At 43.1% G+C, this 13,540-nt stretch carries 13 protein-coding genes, 2 tRNA genes and 1 riboswitch; of the genes, 6 read left to right on the forward strand and 9 right to left on the reverse strand.

The features are described from left to right. Positions 1–65: 65 nt before the first annotated feature. From manA to NYR25_06595, 5 genes are all read right to left on the reverse strand, one after another. Positions 66–1,034, reverse strand: a complete 969-nt coding sequence (manA, locus tag NYR25_06575; GenBank protein ID UWF33258.1) for a mannose-6-phosphate isomerase, class I — start codon at positions 1,032–1,034, stop codon at positions 66–68. Between the two features lie 67 nt (positions 1,035–1,101). After that, a complete protein-coding gene (locus NYR25_06580; GenBank protein ID UWF33259.1) occupies positions 1,102–2,106 on the reverse strand; it encodes a beta-lactamase family protein in 1,005 nt (334 codons plus the stop codon). Positions 2,107–2,334: 228 nt separating this feature from the next. Then, the gene (locus NYR25_06585; GenBank protein ID UWF33260.1) at positions 2,335–4,206 is read right to left on the reverse strand and encodes an ABC transporter ATP-binding protein/permease; all 1,872 of its coding nucleotides are present in this window, start codon (positions 4,204–4,206) and stop codon (positions 2,335–2,337) included. Then, positions 4,199–5,938, reverse strand: coding sequence for an ABC transporter ATP-binding protein/permease (locus NYR25_06590; protein ID UWF33261.1), 1,740 nt, complete (start codon positions 5,936–5,938; stop codon positions 4,199–4,201). The genes NYR25_06585 and NYR25_06590 overlap by 8 nt, the downstream gene beginning before the upstream one ends. 3 nt (positions 5,939–5,941) lie before the next feature. Further along, positions 5,942–6,598 carry a TetR/AcrR family transcriptional regulator gene (locus tag NYR25_06595; GenBank protein UWF33262.1) on the reverse strand — a complete coding sequence of 219 codons (657 nt, stop codon included), beginning with the start codon at positions 6,596–6,598 and terminating at the stop codon, positions 5,942–5,944. A 110-nt stretch (positions 6,599–6,708) separates the two neighbouring features. Here NYR25_06595 and NYR25_06600 point away from each other — a divergent pair, with 110 nt between their 5' ends. The 4 genes from NYR25_06600 (at position 6,709) to NYR25_06615 (ending at position 7,730) form a co-directional block, all read left to right on the forward strand. After that, the gene (locus tag NYR25_06600) at positions 6,709–7,050 is read left to right on the forward strand and encodes a hypothetical protein (protein UWF33263.1); all 342 of its coding nucleotides are present in this window, start codon (positions 6,709–6,711) and stop codon (positions 7,048–7,050) included. Between the two features lie 13 nt (positions 7,051–7,063). Further along, the gene (greA, locus tag NYR25_06605; GenBank protein UWF33264.1) at positions 7,064–7,528 is read left to right on the forward strand and encodes a transcription elongation factor GreA; all 465 of its coding nucleotides are present in this window, start codon (positions 7,064–7,066) and stop codon (positions 7,526–7,528) included. A gap of 50 nt (positions 7,529–7,578) precedes the next feature. Continuing rightward, positions 7,579–7,651: transfer RNA gene (locus NYR25_06610), tRNA-Glu, on the forward strand. A gap of 6 nt (positions 7,652–7,657) precedes the next feature. Then, a tRNA-Gln gene (locus NYR25_06615) sits at positions 7,658–7,730 on the forward strand. Between the two features lie 117 nt (positions 7,731–7,847). Here the strand turns inward: NYR25_06615 and NYR25_06620 are convergent. Genes NYR25_06620 through NYR25_06630 form a run of 3 tightly spaced genes read right to left on the reverse strand, consistent with a single transcriptional unit; the run spans position 7,848 to position 10,054 of the window. Further along, positions 7,848–8,813, reverse strand: coding sequence for a hypothetical protein (locus NYR25_06620; GenBank protein UWF33265.1), 966 nt, complete (start codon positions 8,811–8,813; stop codon positions 7,848–7,850). A 54-nt stretch (positions 8,814–8,867) separates the two neighbouring features. After that, positions 8,868–9,419, reverse strand: coding sequence for an NAD(P)H-dependent oxidoreductase (locus NYR25_06625; protein ID UWF33266.1), 552 nt, complete (start codon positions 9,417–9,419; stop codon positions 8,868–8,870). After that, positions 9,416–10,054, reverse strand: coding sequence for an NAD(P)H-dependent oxidoreductase (locus tag NYR25_06630; GenBank protein UWF33267.1), 639 nt, complete (start codon positions 10,052–10,054; stop codon positions 9,416–9,418). The genes NYR25_06625 and NYR25_06630 overlap by 4 nt, the downstream gene beginning before the upstream one ends. 171 nt (positions 10,055–10,225) lie before the next feature. Beyond that, positions 10,226–10,315: riboswitch (TPP riboswitch) on the forward strand. Between the two features lie 126 nt (positions 10,316–10,441). On the opposite strand from NYR25_06630, the gene thiW reads away from it, so the two are divergent. Continuing rightward, positions 10,442–10,957 (forward strand): energy coupling factor transporter S component ThiW, encoded by a 516-nt coding sequence (thiW, locus tag NYR25_06635; GenBank protein UWF33268.1) that lies wholly within the window; start codon positions 10,442–10,444, stop codon positions 10,955–10,957. A 194-nt stretch (positions 10,958–11,151) separates the two neighbouring features. Here the strand turns inward: thiW and NYR25_06640 are convergent, their stop codons facing one another. Further along, on the reverse strand, positions 11,152–12,261 hold the full coding sequence (locus NYR25_06640) for a glycosyltransferase (protein ID UWF33269.1): 1,110 nt from the start codon (positions 12,259–12,261) through the stop codon (positions 11,152–11,154). A gap of 156 nt (positions 12,262–12,417) precedes the next feature. On the opposite strand from NYR25_06640, the gene NYR25_06645 reads away from it, so the two are divergent. Next, entirely contained in the window at positions 12,418–13,524 is a 1,107-nt protein-coding gene (locus NYR25_06645; GenBank protein ID UWF33270.1) for a hypothetical protein, read from the forward strand. The last annotated feature ends 16 nt before the right edge of the window (positions 13,525–13,540 follow it).

Below are 13,540 nucleotides of genomic sequence, written 5' to 3' on the forward strand. Positions count from 1 at the left end.
TAGGAAGAGTAACCGCACGGTCACTCTTCCTACTCTTTTTATTTATAGTTCAATACCTATTTTTACTATTCTTCGCCAGGCTCGCTAACGATTAATTCTAGACTACCTTGATAACGCCACTGTTTAACTGGGTTCGGTAAAATGAAGTGTTGGCCCTTCTTGATTGGATAGTCTTGGCCATCCACCGTAAGCGTGCCTTCGCCTTCTAATACCGAAACTAAGGTGTACAAACCTTCCCGATTAAATTCTGCACTACCATCATGCAATTCGACCCGTTTAACCGAGAAATACTTCGATACTGGCGGTTGCACAAAGGTGGTTACTTGGGCATCCCCAACTTGTTCATTGGTAATGTTTAATTGGGGATCGTGATGAGGTACGTTTGTAACGTCAATAGACTGTTGCAAGTGTAGTTCCCGCTTCTTGCCAGTCGTCTTATCTACCCGATCAAAGTCGTACAACCGGTAAGTGGTGTCGCTGCTTTGTTGGGTTTCTAATACCATGATGCCCTTGCCCAACGCGTGAATGGTACCACTAGGCACGTAGTAAAATTCGCCCGCTTTAACCGGAACTTTGCGGAATAATTTGTCCCATTTGCCATGGTTTATCCAATCAGCGAGTTCTTCGCGAGTCTGCGCATTATGGCCGTAGTATAATTCAGCACCTGGTTCAGCTGAAATAATGTACCAGCATTCGGTCTTGCCCAACTCGTGTTCGTGTTCGGCAGCGTAAGCATCGTCAGGATGGACCTGCACGGACAAGTCTTGGTTAGCATCTAAAATTTTAGTCAATAAAGGAAAAACATCGCCCTTGGCATTGCCAAACTGTTCGCGATGTTGGTCCCACAATTGGTCAAGGGTCATCCCCTTAAATTCACCGTTCGCAATTGCGGCGGGTCCGTGTGGATGAGCGGAAATTGCCCAGCATTCACCAGTGTGGTCACTAGGAATATCGTACCCAAACTTAGTCTTTAGATGATCGCCACCCCAAATTTTCTCGTGGAAAACCGGATTTAAAAATAATGGTTCGCTCATAGTTTATAAAACCCCTTTCATTCACTCAATAATAAGAATACCATAACCCCATTTTATCTTTAAGCCTTTACTTTAATTTATCTTCTGCAGCAAAAGTTTGGTAAATTTGTTGCCGATAATCCAGGAACTCTAAGTTAGGTTCTGGGTAAAGCCGGTTGGACAACAACACTAACGCATTTTGGGTCATCCGGTCCCATAAGATAAACGTCCCGGTAAACCCGCTATGTCGCAACACCACTTGGTCAGCATTGCGGCAAACAAACGCCCAGCCCCACGAGCGTTGCAACGTCGGGTTAGCAGTTTGATTATTTAAAAAATCCTGCTGCTGGTCAGGACCGAATAGTTCATTTTGGGGGGCAAGCATTTTTTTGGTGAATTTAACCACGTCAGCTTTGGTCGCAAACAACCCTGCCGAGGCAGCATGAGCCCCTAGGGAGGCGGCTTTAGGATCATGAACTCGTCCACGTAATAAGACACCATCCCGAATTCCCGTTGGCACCGTTTGAAGTGGATCAGGGGCAAACGTACTCTGGGTTAACTGCCACGGCGCTAAGACTAGCTGTTGAATTGCCTTTTGGACGGGTAGCTGGGTTACCTTTTCCGCAATGAATCCCAGCAACAGGTAGTTATAATCGTTATATTCGATTTCCTGGTTAAACTTTGATCCAAAACTAATCTGCGCGTAAATGGCGTCCCGCAGTTGGCTGGCAGTTAGATCGTCACGGTGGTCAATCCATGCAGTAACTCCTGATGTGTGGGTCAATAAGTGGCGGATGGTAACCCGAGGGTCCGTAATTTCTGGCAAGTAGGTGCTTACCGATTCATCAATTTCCAGTCGCTTTTCCGATGCTAACCGTAGAATCAACGGCACCGTCCCCATCACCTTGGTCAACGAAGCTAAATCAAAATAGCGTCCTTCAACCAGCCGGGGCGCGTCTGGCATCCCGGCCTCGGCACCTTGAGTTACCGCGTGTTCAATTTTTCCATGCCGAATTAACGTATAGTCTACGCCAGGAATAACTTGTCGCTCAAGCATTTCCGCAATCAACGCCCGTGTTTTTTCAAAACTCATTTTATCCCCGTCCCTTTCCAAACTAAATTTCCCCTTGAATTATATCCTACTTTCTACAAGAAAAACGCCGGAGAAAATAAAAAGGCACTTCAAGAATCTAAAAAATTCTTGAAATGCCTTTATAGTCGTTTTAAGTTAACGAAGTCAAAACACATCCGAACACGAATCATTTTGATTATGTCGTTTGATTATGTCGGCCGCGACCTAGTTTAATTTTATCTGGGCAAATTAAATTACTTCACCGCTGGCAAACTGCGAGTTATATAAATCAGCATAGAAGCCGTTTTGCGCCATCAAATCGTCATGGTTACCGGTTTCTACAATCTGACCGTGGTTCATTACCACAATGTTTTGAGCATTCCGGATAGTTGAAAGGCGGTGCGCAACCACGAAACTAGTCCGGTTCTTCAACAACCGGTTCATTGCTTTTTGAATCAGCACTTCGGTTCGGGTATCTACCGAACTAGTTGCTTCGTCCAAAATTAAGATGTCGGGATCCGCCAAGAACGCGCGGGCAATCGTTAATAATTGCCGTTGTCCTTGCGAAATGTTTGAAGCGGCTTCGTTTAAGATCGTGTCATAACCGTCTGGTAATTGGCGGATGAAGCCGTCCGCGTGGGCTGCTTTAGCTGCCGCATACATCTCTTCATCAGTAGCCCCTTCCCGGCCATACTTGATATTTTCCCGAATGGTTCCGGTAAACAGCCAGGTGTCCTGCAATACCATGGCAATGTGTTTCCGTAACTCACTGCGAGCCATATTGCGAGTATCTTCCCCGTCCAGATAAATGGTTCCGGAGTTGACGTCGTAAAAACGTTCTAACAGGTTAATGATGGTGGTTTTTCCAGCTCCGGTTGGTCCAACAATCGCAACCATTTCACCCGGTTCGACCCGTAAGTTAAAGTTACGAATCAACGGTTTGTCCGGCACGTAGCGGAAATCAACGTCATCAATAATCACCTTAGCGTCCGTATCGACCTTAGCAACGTTTGTACGGGTGTCTTCCATTTCAGGTTGATCCAGTACTTCAAAGACCCGTTCTGCCGATGCCATGGTCATTTGCAAAGTATTGGCGATGTTAGCAACTTGGGTAATTGGTTGGGAAAATTGTTGTGTGTATTGGAGGAACGCTTGAACGTTACCTAATGATAACCTTCCGTGAGCAACCTGAACGCCACCTAATACGGCAACCATCAAGTAACCCAAGTTCTTAACAAAGTTCATTAACGGCATGATCAGCCCACTGATAAATTGGGCTTTCCAAGCTGACCGATAATACTTAACGTTTTCTTTTTCAAAATCTTCAATCGCTTTTTGCTCATGGTTATAAGTTTTAATTACCGTGTGTCCAGCATAAGTTTCTTCAACCTGGTCGTTCATCAATCCTAGATGTTTTTGTTGCGATTTGAAATAACGCTGCGACTTAGGCGCCACAATCGTTACCACGATCAAACTCAGTGGGACGGTTGCTACGGCTACTAGGGTCAATTTCCAACTAATCGTGAGCATCATGTATAGCACCCCGACGAATTGCAACGCACTTGTAACTAACTGGGTCAAACTTTGTTGCAACGTGGAACTGATGTTATCCATATCGTTAGTCATCCGACTCATGATGTCCCCATTTGAGTGGGTATCATAATATGAGATCGGCAACTTTTGCATCTTATCTTTAAAATCGCTCCGTAATTGGGCAACTGCCTTCTGCGAAACCCGGGTCATCACTACTTGTTGAATAAAACTGAAGGCCGCGGAAAGTCCGTAAAGAATTCCTACCGTCACCAAAATTTGGAAGACCTTATCAAAGTTGACCGGAAAATGATGGACGGGCATCCCCATCTTCATTTTCATGGCGCCCTTCATTACGCCCTTAAAAATTTCGGTAGTGGCCTCCCCTAAAACTTTTGGTGCCCGAATTTGCAATAGGGTGGATAGGGCTGCAAGGATCAACACGATGATGAAGCCGAACATCCAAGGAGATAAATACTTTGCTAACCGAACCGCTGATTTCCAAAAGTTCTGCGGCTTTTCAATTACCCCACCGGGGCCGCCATGCCGTCCAGGACGGGGAGCGTTTACTGGTTTCGTTGGTTTAGCCATTTGCTTGGTCTCCTTTCTTAATTTGGGAATCGATAATTTCTTTATAAGTTTCGTTAGTAGCCTTCAATTCCGCATGGGTGCCTTGGCCAACAACTTTACCACCGTCTAGGACGAGGATTAAGTCGGCATCCGCAACCGTGGCAATCCGTTGGGCAACGATAATAACGATGCTCTTTTGAATTTCAGGGTCTTCACGTAACGCCTTGCGCAAGTTGGCGTCGGTCTTAAAGTCTAGTGCCGAAAACGAGTCGTCAAATACGTAAACTTGGGCTTTTTTAACCAACGTCCGGGCAATCGATAACCGTTGTTTTTGCCCACCAGAGAAATTATCCCCGTTTTGTTCTACGAAGGTGTCTAAGCCATCACCATCCCGACTAATAAATTCGGTTGCTTGAGCAACTTCTAAAGCGTGCCAAATTTCTTCGTCGGTTGCTTTAGGGTTTCCGTAACGCATGTTTTCACGAATTGTGCCTTTGAAAAGTACGGCCTTTTGTTGTGCGAAAGCAATTTGATCGTGCAAATCATGCTGGCTGAGTTGGCGAATATCAACCCCATCTAATTCAACCGCCCCATTCGTTACGTCAAACAAACGCGGTAATAAACTGATCAAGGTCGTCTTTCCTGAACCAGTACCTCCGATGATTGCCACGGTATCGCCTGCTTTAGCTTGAAAATTAGCGTTGTCGATCGAAAGACGTTCTGCGCCAGGATAACGAAATTCTACGTTCTTATAAGCTAGCGTAGTTGCTGGTTGGACTGGTAAATCCGTTGTCTTCGCTTGGTCGTTTACGCTGTTTTGGGTTTCCAAAACTTCGTTGATTCGGGCTGCTGAAGCAGAAGCCCGTGGAATCATTACAAAAACCATCGAAAGCATCATAAAACTCATTAAAATCTGGGTTGCGTAAGTCATGAACGCCACTAAGTTACCAACTTCCATGGTTCGATCAGCAATTAAGTGTGCCCCGTACCAAACGATTCCAATGTTTGTTCCGCTCATGATTAACGTCATGATTGGGAACATGAACGAAACGATGGTAAATACCTTAATTCCGGTACGCATGTAATCGTGGTTTGCATCGGCAAACCGGTCTTGTTCAAACTGATCTTGGTTGAACGCCCGGATTACCCGTACACCGGTTAAGCCTTCCCGGAAAACCAAGTTGATCCGGTCGATCTTTTTCTGTAACCCTTTGAAGAGCGGAACCGCGAAGTACATTACCAAGCCAACAAAAATTGCCAGCACCGGCAAAGCAACGAGGAAGACGCCCGTTAATTCCGATTGTTTCTGGTAAGCCATGAAGCCGGCGCCCACCAACATAATTGGCGACATCAGCATCATCCGTAAAATCATTACCACTACGTTTTGAATTTGAATAACGTCGTTAGTGGTCCGGGTAATTAACGAAGCTTCCCCAAACCGTTCAAACTCATAGTTAGACATGAAGGAAATCTTCTTAAATAACGAACTCCGTAATTTATTGCCGACTCTCTGGGCTTGGGTAGCGGCAAAATACACGTTTACCGCGGCCCCAATTAGCCCGATTAACGAAACGCCCAACATTTTAAATCCTGAGTTCCAAATGTAGTCGATATTGTTTTTTGCGACCCCGTTATTGATAATATCCGAGGTGATGTTTGGTAAAATTAAATCGCCAACAATTTGAACGACTAAAAAGACGGTGCCGATTAGGACAGCCCCCCAACTTAACCGTTTCTTCAATATTTTCCACATAAACTACTTTTCCTCCGTTCTTCTTACGCCATATTCTAGCCAATCTAAGTTGTGTTCAATTTCCTTTTGCACCGTAGCCGGTTCTTCACCCGTTTCGTCGGCATGGATAAAGTAACTAGCAAATGCGTGAAAGAAAATCATCATGATCAACTGTTGGATCATGGCCTGGTCCTTTTGGCTGGTAACCTTTAATTGGTCCCAATCCACCACTTCACGTAACTGGGAACGTAATTCCCGCATCCGCTTGGAGTGGAAAACGTTAAACCCGGTTCCGGGATGGTGATTTTCCCGGGCGCGAATTGAAGCGTTAGCTCCTAAAAAGAAATTCCGGTAAAAATCGCGGTGCTCACCCGCAAGAATTTCTTTCAAAAAAACTCCCGCGTATTTTCGTACCGCGGCAAAAATGTCTCCATGATTCTGGCGGACTTCATCAATGAGTCTCGCTTGAATATCTTCCAAAATCAAACTAAAATAATAGCCATACAAATCAGCAATATCCTCAAAATATTGGTAAAAACTCCCCCGAGGAATTTTAGCCTCTTTAATAATATTGTTGATGGAGCTTTCGTATAAAGGATGGTGACTAAATTCACGACGCGCTGCCGCAATAATTCGGCGCTGCTTTTCATCCTTTAAATTAAAGAAAGTTTGTTTTGGCATGTCGCACCTCCCCAAAATGACAACTTGTCATAAACAGCTATTATACACTGGAATACGCGAATTGCAACAACTTTAAGCCAAAAAATAACCGTTACAGAAAGGAACTTATTATGGCCACCAATTCTGATTCTTTGTACAATGTTTTATACCGGATCGATAACAAGCCTGAAATGGCGCGGATCAATCCGCTAGGTTACCGAAACGTTTTAAACATGACTTTTCCAGATAGCACCCCCGTCGCTAATCCCGAGGTTTATTTCCCCGATAATAGTTTGCTAGTGGACCGCTTTGCTGACGACTTTGTGGCTAAAAACGGAGCATTATTAGGGCGGTTCCTTGCTAAAACTGAAGCAGTTGACCACGGACTTGATTCCGTTTGGGTCACCACTTCGCACATTGTTGACCAACACGAATACATGATTGAACTAACTTTTGAATCTTCACCAATGTAAAGGACATGAGCGTATGCAACCCCAATTCGTACCGATGACTAAAACTGGCTATCAAAAAATTCAACAAGAGATCGCTGATCTAAAAAAGACCCGCCCCGGCTTGATTAAGGCGTTAGCGGATGCCCGCGCACTGGGTGATTTATCTGAAAACGCGGAATATAGTGCAGCCAAACGGGATTTACGCCGGATGGAAGGCCGTCTGCGGTATCTGGAACGGCAGATCAACTATTCTAAAATTGTGGAAAACGAGGACCACTCTAAAATCGACCTCGGCAGCAACGTCACCCTCCGATTTTTGGACGACGATTTCACCGTCACTTACGAAATCGTGGGAAAACACGAAGCCGACGTGGCCCAGCAAAAAGTTTCTTACCAATCACCCTTAGGTGCAGCGCTATTACACCACCGCCTTCATGACGTGGTGACGGTCAACGCTCCTGATGAACAATATCAGGTAGAAATTTTAGCAATTAATTAGCGCAGTTTATTGACGAAATGCAAAATTTAGTGTAAATTAATATAGTAATTTGCCCGCTGGTCAAATTGGTTAAGACGTCGGCCTCTCAAGCCGGAGTTACGGGTTCGATCCCCGTGCGGGTGATTTTATTGGCCATTCGCCAAATTGGTAAGGCAGCGGACTCTGAATCCGTAATTTACTGGTTCGAACCCAGTATGGCCAATCATTTAAAAAGCTGTCATCCTCAAGATGCGAGGATGACAGCTTTTTTGTTTAACCACAAAAAATCCGTTGGCATTCGGTTTACACCCTTAATACCAACGGGTTTTATCTTCACTTTTTAAACTTTCCGTTCAGCTCCCGCAATATTTAGCTGAACGCCAACTTGTTGACTTAACTTTTCTAATAACGCCTCTCCGCTTTCCAAAGAAGGGTTATCTTCTGACATGATTGCAATGGTGCAACTGTTCTCGCCCTTGCCTAAGTAACCAATGCTGTTAACAATCCAGTGCCCGTTAGGCATCTGTTTCCAACCATTCTTCAACCAAGCATACTTAGAACCTGCTGAAATTCCCCAGTCTTGGTCGTCGGCAACGTTAGCCATCAAATTTTTAGTATAGGCCTTTGACTTATTTGAGATATAACCGTTCTCGTAAAAAATCTTGTTTAACACCTTAATTTGGTCACGGGGAGTGGTGGGAGTCAACGCCCAACCACTTGCCAACGCAGTCGAGTTAGTCATTTTTAAGTTGTTAAACAATTGTCCCAAGCCTCGTGCACTGCCGATATCATTGTAGATACTCGTGGCCGCATTGTTGTCACTATTTTCAATCATCTGTACCGTCGCGCTTTGCTCTCCGGTGGTTAAAGCACTGGCTTTTTGGTGACGCTGATGCAACAGCTCTACTAAAAGGTCGGTTTTAATAATACTTGCCGAAGGAAAAGTAGCCTGCTTAGTATTGGTTGCCTCATAAAGCTGGTGGTCTCGCTTTGAGTACACCGCTACCGCCACCCTTGCCTTCGTATTCGCCAAAAAGGGGCGCAACTGGTCGGCAAAGCCTTTAGTAGTCGCCCTAGTAACAGCCTTCTTCATTGGAACTTGTTGCTTAGTTGTGGGTTGACGTCTAACCGGTTCTTTTTTATTTATCGAACTGCGTTGCGATTGGGATTGGGCAACTTCTTGATGGGCGCTAACCCGTAGCATTTCTAAGCCCACTACACTAGTTATCAGGACCAGGATGGTTGCTATCGAATAAAATCGTGCCCAATTTAGTTTTGACGAGGGCTTTTGCCAATTCTGATTCATTTAATCTAAACTCCTACTTAATAAACTTTAATACTAGATCCTAAGTGCAAAAAACTACCCCAGTTGTTTAACCACCCGTACGAATTTAAGAAACTTGGGTAAGATCTGTTCAAGAAAGGCCACCGTTTTTGCATCCCGTAAGTCACCGCCATCATTGAAAGCTGTCTTTGCATTACTTAGCAAAAACTCATTGCCCGGCATTACGATTCCGTTGACGTGCGGCGCCTCCAAAATCTGTTTCAGGTGTAATTGGGCGCGAGAAGTTCCTTGATTATAGTACGATGCCCCCACCACCCAAATCGGTTTTCCATCCAAAGGGTGTAATTTAAACGAGAACCACTCAATGAGGTTTTTCATAGCCGCGGGAATGGTGTGATTATGTTCCGGAGTCGCTAAAATCACGCCGTCTGCCGCCTCAATTTTTTGGTTTAGCTTCTGTAAAACCGGGGACGTACTTAAGTCTTGATCTTCATTAAACATGGGAACTCCCCGGATATCCAACACTTCAATTTCAACCATTTCTTGAAAATGACGCCGCATATATTCCACTAACATGCGGTTATACGAATGTTCCCCGATTGACCCGGCAATTGCCACGAGTTTCATTCTATCACACCCCTTCCTTTGGGATTATCGTCATTTTGTTCCACAAATTTTTTCAATTCTGCTTCGTTAGCTTGGTGAGCGTGATTTAATCGCTGAGCAATCTCTAAAAATTCCAAAAAATCGGCAAATAAACCGTCTAACTGTTTAACCTTAGCCTGGTCAATTAAATTACCGTGTTCATCAAACGCCTGCAATGAATTTGCCAATAGAAATTCAGAGCTTGGTAAAACCCGAGCCTTTAATTCTGGCGCATCTAAGATTTGCCGTAGTTGCGCTTGCGCTCTTGATGCACCCAAATTACCATAAGAAGCTGCCGTGATCATTACGGGTTTATCCAAAAAGGGATGAATCCCGTATGAAAGCCACGCCAACGCACTTAATAAAATAGCTGGCACTGCATGATCGTATTCTGGTGTGCCAATAATCACCCCGTCTGCTTGGGCAATTTTTTCTGCCATGTCCCGTGCTTGTTTGGGAAGTTCCTTAGTGGCCGTCTTTTTAAAAATTGGTAACCCAGCAATCTCCAGCAGTTCAATATCCGCTTGGTGTACGTACCGCTTCTTTAGATACTGCAATAACGCTCGGTTGGTTGAATGCCGCGCATTAGTCCCCACTATTGCAACGAGCCGTTTCATTTCGCTAACCTCCTCCAAATTAGCATTTTTTATCAAACTGTCTTACTCTTCACTTTCATTATACGCTACCTTATGTAAACGCTTAACTCAAATTTTAAAAACCGTTTTTTAAAATAGTTTACCCTATTTACAAAGTTTTTATAACGTGGTATCTTAACTAGCAAATAAACATTATCATTGCTGGGGTGCCGGATGGCTGAGATTAAACCCATTGAACCTGATCTAATTAGTATTAGCGCAGGGAGCAGTGCATAGCTACGTTACGTCTAAACTTTTTTACAATGCTTTTAAGTAACCAGCGGTGTCCTGTTTTCGGGATGCCGCTTTTTAATTAGTACGGTCCGTTCCTCCAGTACCCTAGCAAAAATTTTTTGGAGGCCACTTGTAATGCAAAACAAATCTACTTTGCGCTTAACCATCGCCGCACTTTTAATTGCCACTGACGTAGTTACGTCCCCGCTGTTTCGAATTGAAGGAATGGCGCCCATGTCAAGCGTCTTAAACGTTATTATTGGTTGTCTGGTCGATCCCCTTTACGCGCTAGCAATCACCCTGATGACCGGCACCATTCGGATGTTGATCCTTGGAATACCCCCGCTTGCTTTAACGGGTGCAGTGTTTGGTGGTGTGCTTTCCGCCCTTTTCTACCGGTGGACTAACCAAGTTGGTGCTGCCTGGCTAGGTGAAATTATTGGTACCGGAATTATTGGCTCCCTGCTAAGCTACCCGGTTATGATTTTATTCACTGGTAGTAGTAACGGTCTGTACTGGTTCATTTACACTCCACGCTTCCTTGCTGCAACCCTTTTTGGGGGGTTAGTGGGCACCATTTTAACTAAAATTTTGCTTAAGAGTCCTCGTTTTCTACGGTATCAACAACTTTTTAATAAATTAAAATTTTAAGATAAAAAGTCTTATCTAAGGACCTACAACAGCAATATATAGCCAAGCAACTAAGTAAGAAAAAAGCCTAGTTTACTTAAGTAAACTAGGCCTATTCATTTGGCTTTAACAACAGAAACTCATGCTTTAAATTATCATTAAATCAAATACTTCATCAGCCGTTGCCAATTATTGCCGCTAATGAATGATACAGTTTAGAATTTTGATTGGTAATCAAGTTGGTTCACCGCTTGATATGCCTCTAAGGCCGCTCTTTTAGTAAAGAAACCTTCACGCACCAGATTACTCATCGGAGCTAATTGCTTTTGATACTCTTGATATCTCTCTTCGGTCATCCCATCTAAAATAGGTTTAATATCAGCTAAATTTTCTACAGCAAATCCTAACCCATTGGATTCAATCCAGCTTGCCGCCGCCGCATGTTTCCAAATGATAATTGGTAGTTTTGCCACTAAATAGGAACTTAGTTTATGCGGGTAATTATACTTAGTATACTCAGCACCGATACCTTCTACTTTTTCAAAGCTGTCCGAAACCCAAACTAATGCAAATCCATCGGTTAATGCCTGTGGTAGTTCGGTAGGTAATTTACTTCCACAATAATCTACGTGCGGATTTTTAAACATTTCTTCATTAGGAAACGGACCAAAGACATCCATATCCCAGCCATCAGGGACATTTTTTAAAAATTGCGCTTTACCTAGATTGCCAGAATAAATAATGTGCCGACTAAAATGATGCTCTGGGATAGTCGTATCTTCAGGGATCTGATAGCCAAAAGGACCTTGCGTAATGATTGGAATTCCTACGGGCCAAACTTTAGATAAAGTTTCTTTCATGCGTTCGCTATGGACGATCATTCCATCAAACAATGGTGCTAATGCTCCAAATGTAAGATTATTAAATTGCTGGTTAAGCCCTTCAATTTGCGCTTCTGGAGACACTTTGTCTGCATATGTACCAGTCATTAAGGAATCATAGTCATGCCACATAGCAATAACCTTAGCATCATATAACAGATGTGCTCGTTCAACTAATTTCTTAATAACTCGTCCGGTCGACCCGTAATTTGGTAATTGAACAATCAATGTATCTCCACTGTGAAAAGGAGATAACGCCCCATCCATCCGAACCGTCAGCGATTCATCCGATTCTTCCGGCATGAAATAAATTTCAAGGGCAAGGCGTTTTGCCCCAATCTGTTCTAAATGATCGGCATAATCCCGTTTAGGTTTATATAAGGCAGTATTCATCCGCCCGCCATTAAGTGCTGAATCAAAGTTTATATCGGTTACCCAAAGCATCTTAATCCTCCTGAAAAAAACATATTAAATGTTTAACCTTATTTTTTAATTATAATGTTTATTTTTAACCGGCGCAACCTTGCTAGTTTATACGGTAATGTCTATAATTACATATATACTATATCGATAATATATTCTAGAAAAGAGGACTTTCTTATGTTATGGGGAATTAGCGTTAATTATGGACTAAATATCAACCCAGGTATTTTAAATACATCTTTTTATAAAAAACAATCTGATTACACACGATTCCTAACCGAAATAAATGCCCACATCGCTGGACAAGCTTTCAACACGTTTCCAGAAGACTACAGTCTGACTAATATTCGCGTAGAGGGCATGCTAGCTAATATTAATCAAGGGGATACCTTAATAATTCAGTTTCCAGTATATGTAAATCCCCAAATTTTTAAATTAATGGCTGATTTTGTCCATAACCAACGAGACGGAAAAGTAATCGGTATTTTCCATGAATTTGAAGGACTAAAAACTGGTGAGTTAGCAACGTCCCCAGAAAACCAACAAGACTCTTGGAATTCTTTTAATTTAGGTACTTATGATGTAATTCCCGAGATTTTTGACGCGCTCATTGTCCAAAGCGCGGCTTTTAAGCGCGGTCTTCAACGTCGTTTAAATTACGATAAACCTATCATTGTGCAAGGTCCTTACGGATATAAATTATATAATGATTTTTATCTAAAAAATCGCACATTTTCAAAGCGTATCAACCTTATTGATAATTTAGATAGTACAAATTATTTAATTGATGCTCCAGCAAGCTGGGAATTAGACGTTTATGGTCCCGGACTCAACAGTGCCTTAAAGGAACGTTTTGAAAAAGAAGCCAATTTTAACTATTACGGTGAAGTTGATCCTGTCGAAATAGCTTCTAAATTAAAAGATGGGTTTGGCCTAGTTTGGGAGTCATCACGTTATGACACCGTTGATGGTCCTGAAAGTAACTACCTTAAGTATCGATACCCGCATAAATTAAGTCTCTACTTAGCTGCCAATTTACCAATTATCATTTGGAACAAGGCGGCGGCTGCTGATTGGGTAGTCAAAAACGACCTTGGGTTCGCGGTCGCTAACCTTTCCGATATTCAACCTCTCTTAGAAGCTTTAACTGAAGAACAATATCAAAAATATCAAAGAAGCTTGAGCAAAATCAGTCCTTTAATTCGAGAAGGAATCTTTGAAAAAGAGGCAGCCATCAAAGCTTACCGTGCAGTTAATCAAGAAGATTATCAAGCTGATTTTTAATTGTTAGTTAGTTGAA

Origin of the sequence: Pediococcus acidilactici (assembly GCA_024970065.1) — a bacterium.
Lineage (GTDB): Bacteria > Bacillota > Bacilli > Lactobacillales > Lactobacillaceae > Pediococcus > Pediococcus acidilactici_A.